The organism is Streptomyces sp. NPDC032198 (assembly GCF_040636975.1).
In the GTDB taxonomy this organism is placed as follows: Bacteria; Actinomycetota; Actinomycetes; order Streptomycetales; family Streptomycetaceae; genus Streptomyces.
The window spans coordinates 82,599-101,584 of record NZ_JBEZVL010000019.1; the positions used below are offsets into that span (position 1 = coordinate 82,599).

General features: G+C 69.7%; 16 protein-coding genes. 8 read left to right on the top strand and 8 right to left on the bottom strand.

Going from position 1 to position 18,986, the window contains the following annotated elements; all coding sequences use genetic code 11:
* Nucleotides 1–209: 209 nt before the first annotated feature.
* Nucleotides 210–2,663, top strand: a complete 2,454-nt coding sequence (locus AB0E78_RS37910) for a DNA topoisomerase IV subunit A (protein WP_361843013.1) — start codon at nt 210–212, stop codon at nt 2,661–2,663.
* Here the strand turns inward: AB0E78_RS37910 and AB0E78_RS37915 are convergent, their stop codons facing one another.
* Nucleotides 2,664–3,743 (bottom strand): CobW family GTP-binding protein, encoded by a 1,080-nt coding sequence (locus tag AB0E78_RS37915; protein ID WP_361843016.1) that lies wholly within the window; start codon nt 3,741–3,743, stop codon nt 2,664–2,666.
* A gap of 321 nt (nt 3,744–4,064) precedes the next feature.
* Here AB0E78_RS37915 and AB0E78_RS37920 point away from each other — a divergent pair, with 321 nt between their 5' ends.
* The 3 genes from AB0E78_RS37920 to AB0E78_RS37930 all read left to right on the top strand — a co-directional run bounded on the left by AB0E78_RS37920 (nt 4,065) and on the right by AB0E78_RS37930 (nt 5,839).
* On the top strand, nt 4,065–4,619 hold the full coding sequence (locus tag AB0E78_RS37920) for a DUF6082 family protein (protein ID WP_361843018.1): 555 nt from the start codon (nt 4,065–4,067) through the stop codon (nt 4,617–4,619).
* 185 nt (nt 4,620–4,804) lie between these two features.
* A complete protein-coding gene (locus AB0E78_RS37925) occupies nt 4,805–5,041 on the top strand; it encodes a hypothetical protein (RefSeq protein WP_361843021.1) in 237 nt (78 codons plus the stop codon).
* Nucleotides 5,042–5,140: 99 nt separating this feature from the next.
* Nucleotides 5,141–5,839 carry a DUF6082 family protein gene (locus AB0E78_RS37930; RefSeq protein WP_361843023.1) on the top strand — a complete coding sequence of 233 codons (699 nt, stop codon included), beginning with the start codon at nt 5,141–5,143 and terminating at the stop codon, nt 5,837–5,839.
* Between the two features lie 62 nt (nt 5,840–5,901).
* Here the strand turns inward: AB0E78_RS37930 and AB0E78_RS37935 are convergent, their stop codons facing one another.
* The gene (locus AB0E78_RS37935) at nt 5,902–7,077 is read right to left on the bottom strand and encodes a citrate synthase/methylcitrate synthase (protein WP_361843026.1); all 1,176 of its coding nucleotides are present in this window, start codon (nt 7,075–7,077) and stop codon (nt 5,902–5,904) included.
* A gap of 109 nt (nt 7,078–7,186) precedes the next feature.
* Here AB0E78_RS37935 and AB0E78_RS37940 point away from each other — a divergent pair, with 109 nt between their 5' ends.
* Genes AB0E78_RS37940 through AB0E78_RS37955 form a run of 4 tightly spaced genes read left to right on the top strand, consistent with a single transcriptional unit; the run spans nt 7,187 to nt 11,796 of the window.
* Nucleotides 7,187–8,449 carry a citrate synthase family protein gene (locus AB0E78_RS37940; protein WP_361843029.1) on the top strand — a complete coding sequence of 421 codons (1,263 nt, stop codon included), beginning with the start codon at nt 7,187–7,189 and terminating at the stop codon, nt 8,447–8,449.
* Between the two features lie 36 nt (nt 8,450–8,485).
* On the top strand, nt 8,486–9,433 hold the full coding sequence (locus tag AB0E78_RS37945) for a sucrase ferredoxin (RefSeq protein WP_361843031.1): 948 nt from the start codon (nt 8,486–8,488) through the stop codon (nt 9,431–9,433).
* 27 nt (nt 9,434–9,460) lie between these two features.
* The gene (locus AB0E78_RS37950; protein WP_361843033.1) at nt 9,461–11,119 is read left to right on the top strand and encodes a sensor histidine kinase; all 1,659 of its coding nucleotides are present in this window, start codon (nt 9,461–9,463) and stop codon (nt 11,117–11,119) included.
* On the top strand, nt 11,116–11,796 hold the full coding sequence (locus AB0E78_RS37955) for a response regulator (RefSeq protein ID WP_361843036.1): 681 nt from the start codon (nt 11,116–11,118) through the stop codon (nt 11,794–11,796). The genes AB0E78_RS37950 and AB0E78_RS37955 overlap by 4 nt, the downstream gene beginning before the upstream one ends.
* A gap of 60 nt (nt 11,797–11,856) precedes the next feature.
* On the opposite strand, the gene AB0E78_RS37960 is transcribed toward AB0E78_RS37955, so the two are convergent.
* The 6 genes from AB0E78_RS37960 to AB0E78_RS37985 form a co-directional block, all read right to left on the bottom strand.
* Nucleotides 11,857–13,449 carry a cation acetate symporter gene (locus tag AB0E78_RS37960; RefSeq protein ID WP_361843039.1) on the bottom strand — a complete coding sequence of 531 codons (1,593 nt, stop codon included), beginning with the start codon at nt 13,447–13,449 and terminating at the stop codon, nt 11,857–11,859.
* The gene (locus tag AB0E78_RS37965) at nt 13,446–13,997 is read right to left on the bottom strand and encodes a DUF485 domain-containing protein (protein ID WP_361843042.1); all 552 of its coding nucleotides are present in this window, start codon (nt 13,995–13,997) and stop codon (nt 13,446–13,448) included. The genes AB0E78_RS37960 and AB0E78_RS37965 overlap by 4 nt, the downstream gene beginning before the upstream one ends.
* Before the next feature lie 125 nt (nt 13,998–14,122).
* Entirely contained in the window at nt 14,123–14,815 is a 693-nt protein-coding gene (locus AB0E78_RS37970; protein WP_361843045.1) for a response regulator transcription factor, read from the bottom strand.
* Nucleotides 14,812–15,954: a histidine kinase gene (locus tag AB0E78_RS37975; protein WP_361843047.1), complete on the bottom strand. Its 1,143-nt coding sequence runs from the start codon at nt 15,952–15,954 to the stop codon at nt 14,812–14,814. The genes AB0E78_RS37970 and AB0E78_RS37975 overlap by 4 nt, the downstream gene beginning before the upstream one ends.
* Nucleotides 15,951–16,463: a DUF1453 domain-containing protein gene (locus tag AB0E78_RS37980; RefSeq protein ID WP_361843050.1), complete on the bottom strand. Its 513-nt coding sequence runs from the start codon at nt 16,461–16,463 to the stop codon at nt 15,951–15,953. Before AB0E78_RS37980 ends, AB0E78_RS37975 begins: the two co-directional genes overlap by 4 nt.
* Before the next feature lie 180 nt (nt 16,464–16,643).
* Nucleotides 16,644–18,767 (bottom strand): DNA topoisomerase IV subunit B, encoded by a 2,124-nt coding sequence (locus AB0E78_RS37985; RefSeq protein WP_361843053.1) that lies wholly within the window; start codon nt 18,765–18,767, stop codon nt 16,644–16,646.
* Between the last annotated feature and the right edge of the window lie 219 nt (nt 18,768–18,986).

Consider the following 18,986-nt stretch of genomic DNA (forward strand, 5'->3'; position numbering starts at 1 on the left):
GTCCCTTCGATCGCGAAAAGCTGGAAATTCTGCCAGTCCTGACACTGTATGCAAGCGTGCGGACAACCTGTGAAGTTCCCGCTCCGCGCTCGGCGTAGTCGGCCCCGAAGTCCGGGTCGTGGTCGGCGTTGTCAGTGGGACAGTCCACAATGGTCGGCGTCAGATCCCGTTGATGCCCTGGCAGACACATTGAAGGAGCCGCAGCAGCGATGGCCCGCCGCAGCACGAAGACCCCGCCGCCCGATGACTCGTTCGAGGAGAAGATCCTCGACATCGACGTCGTCGACGAGATGCAGGGCTCCTTCCTCGAGTACGCGTATTCGGTCATCTACTCGCGCGCCCTGCCGGACGCCCGCGACGGCATGAAGCCGGTGCACCGGCGGATCGTGTACCAAATGAACGAGATGGGCCTGCGCCCCGACCGCGGCTACGTGAAGTGCGCCCGCGTCGTCGGCGAGGTCATGGGTAAGTTGCACCCGCACGGCGACGCGTCGATCTACGACGCCCTGGTGCGCATGGCCCAGCCCTTCTCCATGCGCCTGCCGCTGGTGGACGGCCACGGCAACTTCGGCTCGCTCGGCAACGACGACCCGCCGGCCGCCATGCGGTACACCGAGTGCAAGATGGCCGACGCCACGTCCCTGATGACGGAGTCGATCGAAGAGAACACGGTCGACTTCGAGTCGAACTACGACGGCCAGGAGCAGGAGCCGGTCACCCTTCCGGCGGCCTACCCGAACCTTCTGGTGAACGGCTCGTCCGGCATCGCCGTCGGCATGGCGACGAACATGCCGCCGCACAACCTCGGCGAGGTCATCGCCGCCGCCCGCCACCTGATCAAGCACCCCGGGGCCGACCTGGAGACGCTGATGCGTTTCGTGCCGGGCCCCGACCTGCCCACGGGTGGCCGCATCGTCGGCCTGACCGGGGTCAAGGACGCGTACGAATCGGGGCGCGGCACCTTCAAGATCCGCGCGACGGTGGCCGTCGAGAACGTGACCGCGCGCCGCAAGGGCCTGGTCGTGACCGAACTGCCCTTCTCCGTGGGCCCCGAGAAGGTCATCTCCAAGATCAAGGACCTGGTCGGCTCGAAGAAGCTCCAGGGCATCGCCGACGTCAAGGACCTCACGGACCGCTCGCACGGCCTGCGCCTGGTCATCGAGATCAAGAACGGCTTCGTCCCGGAGGCCGTCCTGGAGCAGCTCTACAAACTGACGCCGATGGAGGAGTCCTTCGGCATCAACAACGTGGCCCTGGTGGACGGCCAGCCGCTCACCCTCGGCCTCAAGGAGCTCCTCGAGGTCTACCTCGACCACCGCTTCACCGTCGTCCGCCGCCGCAGCGAGTTCCGCCGCAGCAAGAAGCAGGCGCGGCTGCACCTGGTGGAGGGCCTGCTCGTCGCCCTCCTGGACATCGACGAGGTCATCCGCCTCATCCGCTCCAGCGACAACTCCGCGCAGGCCAAGGAGCGCCTGATGGAGCGCTTCTCGCTGAGCGAGATCCAGACGCAGTACATCCTCGACACGCCGCTGCGCCGCCTCACCAAGTTCGACCGCATCGAGCTGGAGTCCGAGCGCGACAAGCTCAACGCCGAGATCGAGGAGCTGACCCGGATCCTGGAGTCGGACGCCGAGCTGCGCAAGCTGGTCTCCGGCGAACTGGCCGCCGTGGCCAAGAAGTTCGGCACGGACCGGCGTACGGTCCTCCTGGAGTCGTCGGGCACCCCGGCGCCCACGGTGTCGCTGCAGGTGGCGGACGACCCGTGCCGCGTGCTCCTCTCCTCGACCGGCCTCCTCGCCCGTACGGCGAACGGCGAGCCGTTCGCCGAGAGCGACACCAAGCGTGTCAAGCACGACGTGATCATCTCCGCCGTGCCCGCCACCGCGCGGGGCGAGGTGGGCGCGGTGACGTCCGGGGGACGGCTCCTTCGCCTCTCCGTGGTGGACCTGCCGCAGCTCCCGGAGACGCATGCGGCACCGAACCTCTCCGGAGGCGCGCCGGTCTCGGAGCTGCTCTCCCTGGAGGCGGACGAGAAGCTGATCTGCCTGATGACCCTGGACGAGTCCTCACCGGGCCTCGCGCTCGGCACCGAGCAGGGCGTGGTCAAGCGCGTGGTCCCGGACTATCCCTCGAACAAGGAAGAGCTGGAGGTCATCACCCTCAGGGATGGTGACCGGATCGTCGGCGCGGCCGAGCTGCGCACGGGCGAGGAGGACCTGGTCTTCATCACGGACGACGCCCAGCTCCTCCGGTACCAGGCCTCGCAGGTGCGCCCGCAGGGCCGTCCCGCGGGCGGCATGACGGGCATCAAGCTCGCGGACGGCGTCAAGGTCATCTCCTTCGTGGCGGTGGACCCGGCCGTGGACGCCGTGGTCTTCACGGTGGCGGGCTCGCGCGGCACACTGGACGACTCGGTGCAGACGACGGCCAAGGTGACGCCGTTCGACCAGTACCCCCGCAAGGGCCGGGCCACGGGCGGCGTACGCGTCCAGCGCTTCCTGAAGGGCGAGGACTGCCTGAGCTTCGCGTGGGCGGGCCCGACGCCGCCGCTCGCGGCCCAGCGCAGCGGCCTGCCGGCGGAGCTGCCGGAGATCGACCCGCGCCGCGACGGCTCGGGCGTCTCCCTGTCGAAGCCGGTGGCGGCGGTGGCGGGCCCGGCGTAGTCAGTCGCCCCGCGGTTCCTGGACCTCCTGCGGCTCCTGGACCTCCTGCACATACCGAAGTACGCCCCACATGCTGTGCTCATCGGCACCGGCCTGTGGGGCGTACGCGCGCGAGGCCTCCAGTTCCTTCTCCAGGCCCGGTACGTCGATGCCGGACCCGATGAGGACGAGCTGGGTGAGGCGGGGCTCGCCCGCGGCCCACGGCTCGGGGTAGAAGCGCAGAAACCGCCCCACGGCGTGCACGGCGTACTTGTTGCGCGGGTCATGGGCGCCGAAATCGACGTACCCCTTGATGCGGTAGAGCCCCTCGGGCCGACTGTCGAGCAGGGCCATGAACGGGCGGGGAGCCATGGGCACTTCGGAGGAGAAGGAGAGGCTTTCGTAGGCGGAGTGCAGATGGCCGTGGTGCCCGTCGTCGGGCTCATGCTGATGCAGGTCGTCGAAGGACAGCTGCCCCACGCGCTCCCCCACGGGCTTCCGGTCGAGAAGCAGCTCGACGTCGACGCGTCCGTAGGAGGCGGGGACGACGGCCGCACGATCGGTGAACCCGCGGACAAGGCCGAGGATCCGCTCCCGCTCCGCCTCGGGGACGCGATCGACCTTGTTGACGACGACAAGGTCGGCGATCCCCAGATGCCGGTCGACCTCGGGATGCCGCTCACGCGTGGCGTCGAACTCGACGGCGTCGACGACCTCGACGAGCCCCCCGTACACGATGTGCGGGTTCTCGCTGGCCAGGACCATCTTCACGAGCTCCTGCGGCTCGGCGAGCCCGCTGGCCTCGACGACGATGACGTCGATCCGGGCAGCGGGTCGGGCAAGCCGCTCCAGATATTCATCGAGCTCACTGGCGTCCACGGCACAGCAGAGACACCCATTGCCGAGCGAGACGGTGGAGTCACCGAGCTGCCCGGCTACGGCCATGGCGTCGATCTCGATGGACCCGAAGTCATTGACGATCGCCCCGATCCGGCTCCCGCCGCTGCGGTGCAGCAGATGATTGAGCAAGGTCGTCTTGCCCGAACCGAGGAAGCCGGTGAGGACGACGACCGGGATCTGCCGGGCGCTCGGCTGAGTCAACGTGCGACCCCTTTCACACTGACGCGTGCACCGGCGCGGGCACCGGCTCTCGTACGACGAATGGCTGCCGCCCCAGGATACGAGCGCGTAGAAACACCGCGAAGTGAACGATTGTTAGCGGCGCGGGCGGGGCACACATCTGGCACGGCGCCGGGACATGCGACCACTGCTGCCTTCCGTGCGCCTCCTCTCCGCCTCCCTGCCGATCAGAGCCGCTCGGCATCCTGGAAGGCGGCAAGCGCGCCGCCCATCGCTCGCCGGTCCTCACCCTGTCGACCCGCATCCGACGACCGGCGGACGGTCGCCGATTCGGGGGTTGACATGGCCACACAGAAGTTTGGGATACGGGGGTTGGGGTCCGCCGCTGCCGCGGGCCTTGCTTTCGCCGTCGGGGCCCTGACGGTCCTGACTGCTCAGCAACGCAAGCACGGGGCGCTGCGGCTGCGAATCGCGTGCACAGAACAGCCCGAGCACCAGCACAACACCACCTTGATCGCGCAACAGCGACTGCAGTTCGACATGCTCAGCAAGGCGATGGACGACCCTGACCTGGCGGCCGTCCTGGACACCTTCGACGTGACTCTCGATCCCCGGACCCTCCGTCAGTACCTGTTCGCCAATGCCGTGTACACCAACGCACTGCTGTTCTGGCGCGTCGGCAACTTCACCTGGGAAGAAGTGCACGGACACCTGCGTCTGATCTGCCAGAACCCCATCTTCCGCAGCTACTGGGAGGCCACGCGACCGCATCGAGCCAGCCTGCTGGACACTTCGGACGAGGCCCGCATGGGCCGAATGGTCGACAAGCTCATACGGGATCTAGAGGAAGCGGACACTGACGAGTGGTGGGTGGTGGGCGAACCACCTTGCGAATAAGGCCAGTTGATTCCTTCGTTGGGCTGACGCGCGGGGTTGCCTCAGCTTGTCTCAGGCATTGACAGTCCCTAAGGTGGGCGCGCGCGGCGCTTTGTACCCCAGACGCCGCACCCCAAAACTTCTGCAACACCTCAGACAGCGCTGCCCCCACGCTCCCCGCCACCGCTCCTAAGACTGGAAAACCGTTGAAGATCGTGCGCCGCATTGGTGCCTCTCCCCAGCAGCGGGGAAGCGCCTCAGGACAGTCATGCCCCGATGTCTTCGAACTCAGCGATGGAAACTTCGCCGTCATCGGGACAGAGGCCACAGCGACGCTCGAGAAAGAACTCCCGCCCGACGCCTCGCGAGCTGGCTACGAACGCATCGTGATCGTGAGCCGCGAGACCCTGATCCGAGCCAAGGGCGACATCCCTGACGTCTAAGACCAGTTAGCGAAGGACGGTTCAGTCTGATCGTGCCAACCCGGTTTCCCGCCCCGGACGCCAAGGGAAGAATCCCGCGGTCTCCCGAAGGAGGGAACGATGTCCCGCCACACCAGCTGGCGTTCAGCACTCTCCGTCTGCGCCTGGTTGGCCGCAGCCGCTGCGGGCGTCGCGTTGGTGGGCACAGCTTCCGTCATATTCAGCGGCTGGCTCGCTCGCGGCGCCGAAGCTGCCAGCGGAAGCAGGCAGACCGCGGAAGAACGCAGCGCCCTCGGGGACTATTTCGGTGGCGTGAGCGCCGTCTTCTCCGGAGTCGCCCTGCTTCTGCTCATCGTCACACTGCTCTTCCAGCAACGTGAGCTGCGGCTTCAGCGCCGGGAGCTTTCGATGCAGCGCGAGGAGCTCGCCGCCTCTCGCACCGAGCTGCATCGGAGTGCGGAAGCGGACATGCGTAACCTGCACGTGCAACTGACTCAAATGGCGATAGCAGACCCCTCTTTGGCCGAGGTGTGGACCAGGCACGAAGGCGGGTCAGACAACGCGCGTCGCCAACATCTCTTCGCCAATCTGGTCTTCAACCACTTTGTTCTCGGCCTCAGCTGGGGAAGCTACTCCGAAGACGATCTGGTCATCTACGCTCGCGATCTCCTCGAAAATCCCGCGTTCCTTCGGTATTGGAACGCCACGCGCGCGCATAAGAGCGAGTTGCCGCCCGAGAGCTCAGAGGGACGCCTGTTCCGAGTCTTCGATCAGGTTCTGGCGAGCCGTCAGGGCGGGGCGCCTCCGCCCAGATCGTGAGCGAAGGCACTCAAGCACTACGGCATACGAGCAGGACTCGCACCTGCACGGCCCGCCTGCCCTCAGTCGACCATCGGCACCCGCTCCGGCGGGACAGGCCCCACATAGCGCGCCGCAGGTCGGATGATCTTCGAGTCCTCCGCCTGCTCCAGGACGTTGGCTCCCCAGCCCACCACCCTCGCCGCCGCGAACGTCGGCGTGAACATCTCGCGGGGCAGGCCGCACAGTTCCATGACGACGCCCGCGTAGAACTCCACGTTGGTGTGCAGCTCGCGTCCAGGCTTCAGTTCGGCGAGGATCGCCTCCACCTGGCGCTCGACCTCGACCGCGAACTCCACCATCCGCCCGCCGAATTGCTGCGCGATGCCCCGCAGCATGCGCGAACGCGGGTCCTCCGTGCGGTAGACGGGGTGACCGAAGCCCATGATCCGGTCCCCCGCGAGCACCCGCTCACGGATCCAGGCGTCGATGCGGTCGGGCGTGCCGATGGCGTCGAGCGTGTCGAGCGCGCGGCTCGGCGCCCCGCCGTGCAGCGGACCCGACAGCGCACCCACGGCCCCCACCAGGCAGGCCGCGACGTCCGCGCCGGTCGAGGTGATCACCCTGGCCGTGAACGTGGATGCATTGAATCCATGGTCAATGGTTGAGATGAGGTACTGCTCGATCGCCCTAGCGCGGTCCGGGTCCGGCTCCGAACCCGTCAGCATGTAGAGGTAGTTGGCCGCGTACGAGAGGTCATCTCGCGGCTCGACGGGTTCGAGCCCCTGCCCCAGCCGGTACAGCGCCGTGAGCAGCGTCGGCACCACGGCGGACGCGGCGAGGGCGTCGGCACGGCGCCGGTCGGCGTCGATGTCGTACACCGGGCGGAAGCCCTTCGCCGCGCCGAAGAGCGACAGCGCCGTACGCAACCCGGCGAGCGGCCCCGACAGGGCGCTGGCGCGGGCTATGGCGGGCAGCGCGGCGCGCACCTCGTCCGGCAGCCTGCGCAGAGCGGCGGTCCGTGCGGCGAAGGCGGCACGCTGCCCCGCGTCCGGGAGCTCACCGTGGAACATCAGGTGCCACACGTCCTCGAAGCCGCGGGTCTGCGCGAGCTCGACGGCCGAGTACTGGCGGTAGTGGTAGAAGCCCTCGTATCCCCTGACGTCCCCGAGCCGGGTCTCGGTCACGACGACGCCCGCGAGCCCGCGGGGAACCTCCACGGGGCCGGTGGGGGTGGTGGTGGAGCCATTGATCGGCATGTTCTTCCTCGACTTCCTCCCTGGACTTGATTCGACTGTCCATGCTTGACTGAATCCCTGTCAATATTGATTGAATCAATATCACGTCTAGCTGGATACGGTGTCGCCCATGACGGATCAAGAGGCCACCCCCAAGGAAGGCCGGCGCCTGAGCACTCGGGAAGCCGCGGAACTGCTCGGCGTGAAGCCGGAAACCGTGTACGCCTACGTGAGCCGCGGCCAGCTCACAAGCCGCCGCGGCCCCGGCGCCCGGGGCAGCACCTTCGACGCCAAGGAGGTCGAGTCGCTCGCCCGCAAGAACCGCCGGGAACCCGCCGCCATCTCCGCGAGCGGCGAACTCTCCGTCCGCACCCGCATCACGCTCATCGACAAGGACCGCTACTACTACCGCGGTGTCGACGCGCGGGAACTGAGCCTGGCGCACTCCTACGAAGAGGTCGCCGAGTGGCTGTGGACCGGCGTCATGCGGCCCGGAATCCGCTTCACCGCCCCCGAGGAGACCACTCGCGCCGCCCGCCGCGCCATCAACGCGCTGCCCGAGCACAGCGGCCCGACCGACCTCCTGCGTGTGGCCGCCATCTCGGCCGCGGCAGCCGACCCCCTCCGTTTCGACCTCTCCGAAGAAGCCGTCATCGGCACCGCACGCACCCTCATCCCCACCCTCGTCGCGGCGCTGCCCCCGGTCAGCCGCGCCCACCAGGACGAGGGCCCCCTGGCCCACCGGCTCTGGGCACGCCTCAGCGGCCAGCAGCCCCACGACGCGTCCCTGCACGCCCTGGACACCGCGCTCGCCCTGCTCGTGGACCACGACCTCGCCGCGTCGACACTCGCCGTCCGCGTCGCCGCCTCCGCCCGCGCCCACCCGTACGCGGCGGTGTCGGCGGGCCTCGGCGTTCTGGAGGGCCCGCTGCACGGCGCGGCGAGCGGCCTCGCGCACCGCATGCTCCTGGACGTACTTGACCGCGGCAGCGCGGCCCCCGTAGTGGCCGACGAGCTCCGCGCGGGCCGCCGCGTCCCGGGCCTCGGCCACCGGCTCTATCCCGGCGACGACCCGCGCGCGGAAGCCCTGTTCGCCCTCCTGGAGGTCATCCCCAAGGCGGGCCCCGCCCTGGCCGCGGCCCGCGACGTGGTCGCCACCACGGCCCGCCACACGGACCTGCACGCCAATGTCGACCTGGCCCTCGCCGTCCTGACCGCCTCGTCCGGGATGCCCGCCGAGGCAGGCGAGACGATCTTCGCCGTGGCACGCACGGCCGGCTGGATCGCGCACGCCCTGGAGGAGTACGGGGAACGGCCGTTGCGCATGCGCCCCAGCGGGCAGTACGTCGGGCTGCGTCCGCCCCAGCCGCTGCCCGCGCCCGACGGCGGCTGAATCACCCCGGGCCCGGCCCGGGTTAGGCTCGCCTCTGTGAGTACGTGTGCCACCGCTTCGCGGGATCTGGACGAGCCTCTCGCGGGGACCGCGGCCACCGCCAGGACCTGGCTGCTGCTGGAACAGCCCGGCCCGTGGGGCGCCAGAGCGCTCACTTCGAGCCACCTGGATCCGGAGGTGGGCCGCGCCCTGGAGGCCGCCGCCGAGGGAACGGGCGTACGCATCGCGCTCATCCGACGCCCCGGCCGCCACGCCGACAGCCACCCCTCGGCCCGGCGCCGGGTCTACGTGGCCCACACCGCGCCCGGCAACACCTGGCTGCGCGGCGGCGTCACGGACCGGCCGGAGGAGTTGCTCGGCCTCGACTTCACGGCTCTCGGCGCGGGCGACCACGGCGGGTTCGGCACCCCGTACACGGGCGACCCGCTCGCCCTGGTCTGCACGAACGGCAAGCGTGACCGCTGCTGCGCGCTCCTGGGCAGGCCGCTCGCCGCCGCACTCGCCACGTCCGGTGAACAAGGCGCCTGGGAAGTCACCCATCTGGGTGGTCACCGCTTCTCCCCCACGCTGCTGGTCCTGCCGTACGGCTACGCGTACGGCCACTCGGGTCCGGACGCCGTCAGGGAGATCCTCGAAGGCGTGCGTACGGGCCGCGTGGTGACCGAAGGCTGCCGGGGCAGTTCCGCCTGGGACCGCCCGGGACAGGCCGCCGAGCTCGCGGTGCGCACCGCCACCGGCGAGGACGCCGCGGGAGCCCTGAGCGTCGTCCACACGGACGGCACGGCCCCTCGCTGGGACGTGACGGTGGCCCACACCGACGGACGGCTCTGGCGCGTGACCGTCGCCCAGGAGGCCTCGCAGCCGCCACGGCCGGAGAGCTGCGGCGCGGCACTCGCGGCCCCGGCGCGCATGGATGTCGTGGCGGTGCGGCCGATCGCGTACGGAGTCGCGCGGGAGATCCCCGCCACAGTCACTTCGGAGTAGCCCTCCGCTCGCCGTACCGTTCGCATCATGAGCCCGACCTCCCCTGCCCGACGACTCCGCCTCGGCCTGCCGCGGCGCGTCTTCTCGCAGGTCCTGCTGATGCAGCTGGCGATCGCCGCCGGGGTCGCCGTGCTCGCCACGGGGCTCTTCCTCGCGCCGCTCAGCGATCAGCTGGACGACCAGGCGATGCGCCGCGCGCTCGCCATCGCGCAGACCACGGCCGCCCAGCCGCAGATCGCTGACGACCTGCGCTCCTCGAAGCCGGCCGTCGACGGGCCCGTGCAGACGGAAGCGGAACGGATCCGGCGCGCCAGCGGCGCCGAGTACGTCGTGATCATGAACAAGGACGGCGTGCGCTGGTCCCACACCGACCACGACGAGATCGGCCGGGTCGTCTCCACCGACCCCAGCGACGCGCTCGCCGGGGACGAGGTCATGGAGATCGACGACGGCACCCTGGGCCGCTCGGCCCGCGGCAAGGTGCCGCTGCGGGACATCGACGGGCACATCGTGGGCGCCGTCTCCGTGGGCATCGAGTACGACAGCGTCCGCGCCCGGCTGATCCACGCGATCCCCGGGCTCTTCGCCTACGCGGGCGGGGCGCTCGCCGTCGGTGCCCTCGCCGCCTATCTGATCTCACGCAGGGTGCAGCGGCAGACCCGTGACCTGGCCTTCTCCGATATCTCGGCCCTCCTTGCCGAACGCGAGGCCATGCTGCACAGCATCCGCGAAGGCGTGGTGGCACTGGATCGCGCCGGCCGCGTCCGCCTCCTCAACGACGAGGCCCAGCGCCTCCTCGGCATCGGAACGGAAGCCATCGGGCAGCCGCTCGACATCGCGCTCGGCCCGGGACGTACGACCGACGTGCTCGCCGGACGGGTCACCGGCACCGACCTCCTGACCGTCCGCGGTCAGCGCGTCCTGGTCGCCAACCGCATGCCCACGGACGACGGAGGCGCCGTCGCCACCCTGCGCGACCGCACCGAACTGGAGCAGCTGGGCCGCGAACTGGACTCCACCCGCGGCCTCATCGACGCACTGCGCGCCCAGGACCACGAGCACGCCAACCGCATGCACACCCTGCTCGGCCTCCTGGAGCTGGAGATGTACGAGGAGGCGGCGGAGTTCGTCGGCGAGGTGGCGGGCGCGCACCGGGTGACCGCCGAGCAGATCACGGAGAAGATCGGCGATCCGCTGCTCGCCGCTCTCCTGGTGGGCAAGGCCACGGTCGCCGCCGAGCGCGGGGTCGCCCTCGCCGTCCCGCGTGAGACCGCGCTGCCCGACCGGCTGATCGACCCGGGCGGGCTGGTCACCATCGTCGGCAATCTCGTCGACAACGCCCTCGACGCGGCGGCGGGCACGCTCCACGCGCGCGTGGAGGTCGATGTGCGCACCGAGGGGCGCGCCGTCGTCCTTCGGGTGAGCGACACGGGCCCTGGCGTACCGCCCGAGCAACGCGAGACGATCTTCACGGAGGGCTGGTCCACCAAGGAGCCTCCGGCGCACGGCAAGCGCGGCATCGGGCTCGCCCTGGTCCGCAGGCTCGCCGAGCGGCAAGGGGGCAGCGCACGGGCCGACGCGTCGCCCGACGGGGGCGCCGAGTTCACCGTCGTCCTGCCCGAAGCCCTCGCCCAAACCGAGCTGGCCCCCACGTCCGAATTGGCCCCCACGGAGGAGACACGATGATCGAGGTGCTCGTCGTGGACGACGACGTCCGGGTCGCGGACGTCAACGCCGCCTACGTGGCGAAGGTCCCCGGCTTCCGGGTGGCCGCGAAGGCCCACAACGCGGCCGAGGCACTGCGGCTCGTCGATGAGCTCCCCGTCGACCTGGTGCTCCTCGACCACTATCTGCCGGACGAGACGGGTCTCGCCGTGGTCCGTACGTTGCGTGAGCGCGGCCACCAGACCGACGTGATCATGGTGACCGCCGCGCGCGACGTGGCCACCGTCCAGGCCGCGATGCGCCACGGCGCCCTGCAGTACCTGGTCAAGCCGTTCTCCTACGCGGGACTTCGCGCGAAGCTCGACGCGTACGCGACCTTGCGCCGCACGCTGGACGGCGGAGGCGAGGCCGAGCAGGCCGAGGTCGACCGCATCTTCGGCGCGCTGTCGGCGACTCCGGCACCGGAGCTGCCCAAAGGGCACTCCCCCACCACGGCCGAGCTGGTCCGCAGGGCCCTGATGGGCGCGGAGGGGCCGCTGTCCGCCCAGGAGCTGGCCGACCGCACCCGGCTGAGCCGCCAGACCGCCCAGCGCTATCTGAAGCTCCTGGAGCGCTCCGGCCGGGTCCGGCTCAGCCTCAAGTACGGCGACACGGGCCGCCCGGAGCACCGCTACGAATGGGCCTCGAGCGCTTCCTAGCGGAACCTCTGCGAGAGAGCCCGGCGAAATCTCCGCAGGAGGGTTCTCACACCGCGGCTTTCACACCGCTCCCGCCCCGGTGAGCGACCGCACCTCGGTCTCCGCGTGCTTGGCCTCGTCGGCGGGCTCCGCCGAAGTGACCGTGCCCATCCATCCGGCGAGGAAGCCGAGCGGGATGGAGACGAGCCCCGGGTTCTCCAGCGGGAAGTACTGGAAGTCCACGCCCGGGAAGAGGGAGCTCGGCCCTCCGGAGACGACGGGTGACAGCACGACGAGCGCCAGGGAGGGCACCAGGCCGCCGTAGACGGACCAGACCGCTCCCCGCGTGGTGAAGTTCCGCCAGAACAGCGAGTAGAGCAGCACGGGCAGATTCGCGGACGCGGCCACCGCGAAGGCGAGACCCACCAGGAACGCCACGTTGAGATCGCGGGCGAGCAGCCCCAGGCCGATCGCGACCACTCCGATCCCGGCAGCAGCGAGGCGTGCCACCGCCACCTCGCTGCGCGGCTTCGCATGCTTGCGCCGCAGCGACGCGTACAGGTCGTGGGCCACGGACGCCGAGGAGGCGAGCGTGATCCCGGCGACGACGGCGAGGATCGTGGCGAAGGCGATCGCGGCGACGACCGCAAAAAGAACCGTTCCGCCTGTGGAGTCCGCGCCGCCGCCCAGATCGAGCGCGAGAAGGGGAACTGCCGTGTTCCCCGCGGCATTCGATCCCCGTACGGCATCGGAGCCCACGATCGCGGCGGCGCCGAAGCCGAGCACGATGGTCATCAGGTAGAAGCTGCCGATGAGACCGATGGACCAGACGACGGAGCGGCGGGCGGCCCGCGCGGTCGGCACCGTGTAGAAGCGGGAGAGGATGTGCGGCAGCCCGGCCGTGCCGAGGACGAGCGCGAGCCCGAGGCTGATGAAGTCCAGGCGCGAGGTCCAGTCACCGCCGTACTTCAGTCCGGGCGCGAGGAACTTGCTGCCGTGTCCGCTGCGGTCGGCCGCGGTCCGCAGCAACTGGTCGAAGTCGCCGTGGAAACGCACCAGCACGAGCACGGTCAGCGCGATCGCACCGCACATCAGCAGGACCGCCTTGACGATCTGGATCCAGGTGGTGGCCCGCATCCCTCCCAGCGACACATAGATGACCATGAGCGCGCCGACGCCGATGACCGTCCAGGCCTGCGCCGCTCCACTCGTCCCACCGAGCAGCAGCGCCACCAGTGAGCCCGCCCCCACCATCTGCGCCACCAGATAGAGAACGGACACGGTCACCGAGGAAGTTCCCGCCGCGATACGCACGGGCCGCTCCCTCATCCGGGAGGCGACGACATCGGCGAGTGTGAACCGGCCGCAGTTGCGCACCAGTTCGGCCACCAGGAACAGCACGACCAGCCAGGCGACGAGGAAGCCCACCGAGTAGAGCAGCCCGTCGTACCCGAAGAGCGCGATCAGTCCGGAGATACCGAGGAAGGAGGCGGCCGACATGTAGTCGCCCGCGATGGCGAATCCATTCTCCATGGGCGAGAAGAGCCGCCCGCCGGCGTAGAACTCCTCCGCCGAGCCGTGGCGGTTCCGGCTCACCCATGTCGTGATGGCGAGCGTGACGGCCACGAACACGCCGAAGAGCAGCAGGGCGAGCGTCTGGTGGTCCCCGGTCATCGCTCACTCCCCCGGGCCTGCTCCTGCTCGCCCCGCTGATCGTGTTCCCGCTGCTGAAGGACCCTTCTCTGGTCCTGCTCGCGCTTCTGTTCGAACACCGCCCAGCGCAGATCGAGCGCCGCGTGATCCCTCCTCAGCCGTGCGTGCCGGGCGTACGCCCAGGTCAGCAGGAAGGTCGTGAGGAACTGTCCGAGGCCGGCGAGCATGGCGACGTTCACGGCTCCGGCGACGGGCCGCGCCATCAGCCCGGGTGCCGTCGTCGCCGTCACCACATACGCGACGTACCAGGTGAAGAAGAGCGCCACCCCGGGGACGACGAACCGCCGATACCGGCCGCGCACCTCCTGGAAGGCAGCACTGCGCTGGACCTCCAGATAGATGTCGGCCGCGGTCGCGATCCGCTCCGGCGCGGCTCGGGGCGGTGCCACGGGCGCCGGCGCACCCGTGCCGTCCAACTCACCCCAACCGGACGCAAGCGCGTCGTACCAGGGATCCCTCGGATCACCGGTCCGCGCCTGCCCCGCATCGCGCCCGTCGTGCTTCTCCACCGAACTCTCCTTGTCCGCAGCCTTGTTCGGCCGCGTGCCCAAGGATGGACAGATCGGGAAGATCCCTGACTCTTCTCTCTCTGCTCTTCACCCCATCAGGTGAAGGGCCGCATCGAAGACCCCACTCAGCCGGGCCTGACCGTCGGCGGCTTGGCGAGCCCGTGGCCATAGGCGTAACGGACCGCCTGCGCACGGTCCTTGAGGCCCGTCTTGGCGAAGAGATTGTTGATGTGTGTCTTCACCGTCGCGGTGGAGACATGCATCGCGCGGGCGATCTCCTGGTTCGTCATCCCTTCGGCGATCAGGACGAGCACTTCGGTCTCACGCGTGGTGAGGCCGTCGGGCGGTTCCGGCGCGGGTGCGGGCTGCTCGGGCTCCGAAAGCCTCTCCAGCAGCCGCCGCTGGATCCGCGGGGAGAGGCCCGCGTCGCCCGAGAGCACGTCCTCGACGGCGCGCACGATCTCGTCCCCACCGGCGTCCTTGGTGAGATAGCCGCGCGCACCGGCTCTCAGCGCGGGGAAGAGCGAGTCGTCGTCCGCGAACGTGGTCAGCACGACGACCTGCGTCCCTGGGTACTCGGCGCGGATGCGACGGGTGGCCTCCGCACCGTCCACCCGTGGCATGCGCAGGTCCATCAGGACGACGTCCGGGGCGAGTTCCGCGACGAGCCGCACGGCCTCCTCGCCGTCGCCCCCGGAGCCCACGACCTCGATACCGGGCAACAGCCCCAGCAGCATCACGATGCCCTCGCGCACCACCGTCTGGTCGTCGACCACGACCACCCGCGCCGGCGCCTTGGCGCCGCCCTCCCCCGTCATGTGGGCACCTTCAGCGTCACGATGAACCCCTCCTCGCCAGGCCCGGCCGTCAGTGAGCCGCCCAGCAGCTCCGCCCGCTCCCGCATGCCGATCAGACCGTACCCGGCGCCGGACGCCGCCAGTTCACCCGGCGGTCCGCCGGAATCCCGTATGTCCAGCGTCACTTCCCCCTCTTCGTACGCGAGACGCACGAAGACCTTCGCGCCCGGAGCGTGCTTGCGGACGTTCGTCAGGGCCTCCTGCGCGACGCGGCGCACCGCCTGTGACGCCTCGGCGGGCAGAGCACGGCGCGCCCCCGTCACGGACACCGAGGCCTTGTCCGAGACGACCAGCTCGCGCAGGAAGTCCTCGACGGGCGTCATCTCGCCGCGCAGCGCGGAGAGCGCCTGCCGGGTCTCCGCGAGCCCTTCTCGGGCCATGGAGCGCGCCGCCACCACTCGGTCGAGTATCTGCTCGCGCGTCGCGTCGCCTTCGATCAGCAGACGTGCCGCCTCCAGATGGACGAGCTGCGCGGAGAGGCTGTGCGCGAGGACATCGTGGATCTCCCTGGCGATGCGCGACCGCTCCGCCAGGGCGGCCGTCTCGGCCTCCGCTGCGCGGGCGGCCCGCTCCTGGGCGAGCAGCCGATGGGCGTTGCCCCGCGCGTCGGCGTCGAGCCGCAGCGTGTATCCGGCCAGCGCGAGGCCGACGACGATGAGGGCCGTGACGAGCCAGCCGTCGTCGTTGTGCGTCGCGAACGAGGCCAGCGCCAATGGCATGCAGCCCGCGGCCACCACAAGGGGCAGTCGCTCCAGGGCCAGGAAGGCGGCGCCGCACCAGAGGACGAGAGCCAGCACACTCCAGTCGCCCAGCTGCGCGGCGTACCCCGACCCCACCAGCAGGGCCAGCAGAGTGACCGAAGGCCACAGCCGATGGTCGAAGGACGTACGGAGGAACGCCCAGACGAGCCCGCCGCACAGCACGACCAGACCCACACCGGCCGCCAGGCGCCAGCCCCGGTCGTGATGGAACGCGTTCCACAGCAGGCTGCCGCCGATCGCCACCCGCAGGACCCTGACGAACCACAGTCGGGCGACGCTCTGCCCCTCCCGGGTGAGCCCTTCCCGGGAGGGCCATCTCATCCACCGGTCCGAGATCACACGGGGTCCTTCCGCATCGGCTCGTACGCCGCGTCCGCAACACCGTACGCCGGGCGGAGCAGGCCGGCCCGCTGCGCCAGCATGCCGCTGCGCACCAGGAGGGTGGCCGCGAGCGCCAGCATCAGTGCGGCGCTGCCCTGCCGCACACCCAGCAGCGCGCCGATGCCGAACAGGCCGAGCCGCAGCGCGATCCCGGCGCCCCAGACGATGGCGGTGGCCTTGGTCCCCTTGCCCCACACGGCACCGTCCGGCGCTGTCCATACATGCGTGGTCCGCGCCCAGCCGAAGCCGATGGCCAGACCGACGAGGAGCTCCACGGCGAGCAGGGCGCCGGCCGCCGTCTGGTGGTGGGGGTCCAGCACGTCGGGCTCGCGCACGGCCATGAAAACCAGCACGGCGGGTATGACCCACCAGCGCCTGTCCGCGGTGATCCGCTGCGCCTTGAACTGGCGCACGATGACGAGCGCGACGACTGCGCAGACCACCAGACCATGGGTGAGCCCAGACATGACGGCCTCCGTGGGGCGAGGAAGAGCGGAGCCGATCCGATGCGGATCGACACCTTCGACGCTACGGAAAAGACCTGGTCAGGACATCGGAGCAGGGGTGGAACGTGGGTGGAGCCAAGGGCTCCACCCACGGGTGGAGTGCGTTTCGCGCGAGCGGAACGCACCAGCCTCGCGGGAGCGCTACGCGTCGATACGCGAACGGTCCAGCGTCGCCGCCGAGCTCGTGATGAATTCCTTGCGGGGCGCGACGTCGTTGCCCATCAACAGATCGAAGACCTGCTCGGCGGCATCCAGGTCGCCGATGTTGACCCGCCGCAGCGTGCGGTAGCGGGGGTCCATGGTGGTCTCCGCCAGCTGGTCCGCGTCCATCTCGCCAAGACCCTTGTAGCGCTGGATGGAGTCCTTGAAGCGGATCCCCTTGCGCTGGTACTCCAGGAGCGTCTCGCGCAGCTCGTTGTCCGAGTACGTGTAGACGTACTTGTCCTGGCCCTTCTTCGGCTGCACCAGCTCGATCCGGTGCAGGGGCGGTACGGCCGCGAAGACCCGGCCCGCCTCCACCATCGGACGCATGTAGCGCTGGAAGAGGGTGAGCAGCAGAATCCGGATGTGCGCGCCGTCGACGTCGGCGTCGACGAGGAGAATGATCTTCCCGTAGCGCGCCGCGTCGATGTCGAAGGTCCGGCCGGACCCCGCCCCTATGACCTGGATGATCGCGCCGCACTCGGCGTTCTTCAGCATGTCCGTGACGGACGCCTTCTGAACGTTGAGAATCTTGCCGCGGATCGGCAGGAGGGCCTGGAACTCGGAGTTCCGCGCCAGCTTGGCGGTGCCGAGCGCCGAGTCGCCCTCGACGATGAAGAGCTCGCTGCGCTCCACGTCGTCACTGCGGCAGTCGGCGAGCTTCGCCGGCAGCGACGAGGACTCCAGGGCCGTCTTCCGGCGCTGGGCGTCCTTGTGCTGCCGGGCCGCGATGCGCGTGCGGGCCGCGGCGACGGCCTTCTCCATCACGGCGCGCGCCTGGGCCTTGGCGTCACGCTTGGTGGACGTCAGGAACGCCTTGAGCTCCTTGGCGATGACATTGGAGACGATGCGGTTGGCCGCGGAGGTGCCGAGCACCTCCTTGGTCTGGCCCTCGAACTGCGGCTCGGCGAGACGCACCGTGACGACCGCGGTCAGCCCCTCCAGGGCGTCGTCCTTGACGATGTCGTCCTCGGCGACCCGGAGCACCTTCTGGGTGCGCAGCACCTCGTTCATCGTCTTGGTGAGCGAGCGCTCGAAGCCCGCCACATGGGTGCCGCCCTTGGGGGTGGCGATGATGTTGACGAAGGACCGCAGCGTCGTGTCGTAGCCCGTGCCCCAGCGCATGGCGACGTCCACGAAGAGCTCACGGGTGACCTCCGTGGGGGTCATCTGACCGTGGTCGTCGAGGACGGGGACGGTCTCCTTGAAGCTGCCCTGCCCGGTGAGGCGCAGGACGTCGCAGACGGCCTTGTCCTGGGCGAGGTACTCACAGAACTCGCTGATACCGCCGTCGAAGCGGAAGGACTCCTCGCCCTTGGTGCCGCCGTCGCCGAGGCCGTACTCGTCGCGCACGACGATGGTCAGGCCCGGCACCAGGAACGCCGTCTGCCGGGCACGCTGGTGCAGCGTCTCCAGGTTGAGCTTGGCGTCCTTGAGGAAGATCTGGCGGTCCGCCCAGTAGCGCACGCGCGTGCCGGTGCGGGTCTTGGGGATCTTCTTGGCCTTGCGCAGCTTGGCCGACGAGTCGAAGTCGGCGTCGGGACCGGGCTTGGCGAAGGCGCCGGGGACGCCACGACGGAAGCTGATCGCGTGGGTGTGCCCCGCGCGGTCCACCTCTACGTCGAGGCGTGCGGACAGGGCATTCACCACGGAGGCACCCACTCCGTGCAGGCCGCCGGAGGCAGCGTAGGAGCCACCGCCGAACTTGCCGCCCGCGTGGAGCTTCGTCATGACGACCTCGACTCCGGAGAGACCGGTCTTGGGCTCGACATCCACCGGGATGCCTCGGCCGTTGTCCCGGACCTCTACGGAGGCGTCGTCGTGGAGGATGACTTCGATGTGGTCGCAGTAGCCGCCCAGGGCCTCGTCGACGGAGTTGTCGATGATCTCCCAGAGGCAGTGCAGCAGGCCACGGCTGTCCGTGGACCCGATGTACATGCCCGGACGCTTACGGACGGCCTCGAGCCCCTCCAGGACGAGCAGGTGCCGCGCGGTGTAGTTGGAACCGTCCCGGTCTGCTCCGGTCAGCAATGCTGTGGACGGCACGGACGTTTCGGCGGTCACGCGGTTCGCTCCTCGCTGAATTTCAAAAGGGACCCCTTGGGGTAAGGGCCCGGCTTCGGTTGCCGCTCAGAGGGTACCGAGGCCTGGTAGAGCCGTTGTAACGCCACCCTCGTCACAACTCACACTAGTCCAGCGCCGTACGCTTGTTCGATCCCTCGATTGAGTGAAGCGCACGTCACGTTCCCTTCCAGGCATGAACCATTTAGGCTCCGGGCACGT

Coding starts and splice junctions, on each gene's coding strand:
- AB0E78_RS37950 (WP_361843033.1), top strand. CDS start 9,461: ATGAGCCCGACCTCCCCTGCCCGACGACTCCGCCTCGGCCTGCCGCGG.
- AB0E78_RS37955 (WP_361843036.1), top strand. CDS start 11,116: ATGATCGAGGTGCTCGTCGTGGACGACGACGTCCGGGTCGCGGACGTC.
- AB0E78_RS37940 (WP_361843029.1), top strand. CDS start 7,187: ATGACGGATCAAGAGGCCACCCCCAAGGAAGGCCGGCGCCTGAGCACT.
- AB0E78_RS37920 (WP_361843018.1), top strand. CDS start 4,065: ATGGCCACACAGAAGTTTGGGATACGGGGGTTGGGGTCCGCCGCTGCC.
- AB0E78_RS37980 (WP_361843050.1), bottom strand. CDS start 16,463: ATGTCTGGGCTCACCCATGGTCTGGTGGTCTGCGCAGTCGTCGCGCTC.
- AB0E78_RS37910 (WP_361843013.1), top strand. CDS start 210: ATGGCCCGCCGCAGCACGAAGACCCCGCCGCCCGATGACTCGTTCGAG.
- AB0E78_RS37960 (WP_361843039.1), bottom strand. CDS start 13,449: ATGACCGGGGACCACCAGACGCTCGCCCTGCTGCTCTTCGGCGTGTTC.
- AB0E78_RS37935 (WP_361843026.1), bottom strand. CDS start 7,077: ATGCCGATCAATGGCTCCACCACCACCCCCACCGGCCCCGTGGAGGTT.
- AB0E78_RS37970 (WP_361843045.1), bottom strand. CDS start 14,815: ATGACGGGGGAGGGCGGCGCCAAGGCGCCGGCGCGGGTGGTCGTGGTC.
- AB0E78_RS37930 (WP_361843023.1), top strand. CDS start 5,141: ATGTCCCGCCACACCAGCTGGCGTTCAGCACTCTCCGTCTGCGCCTGG.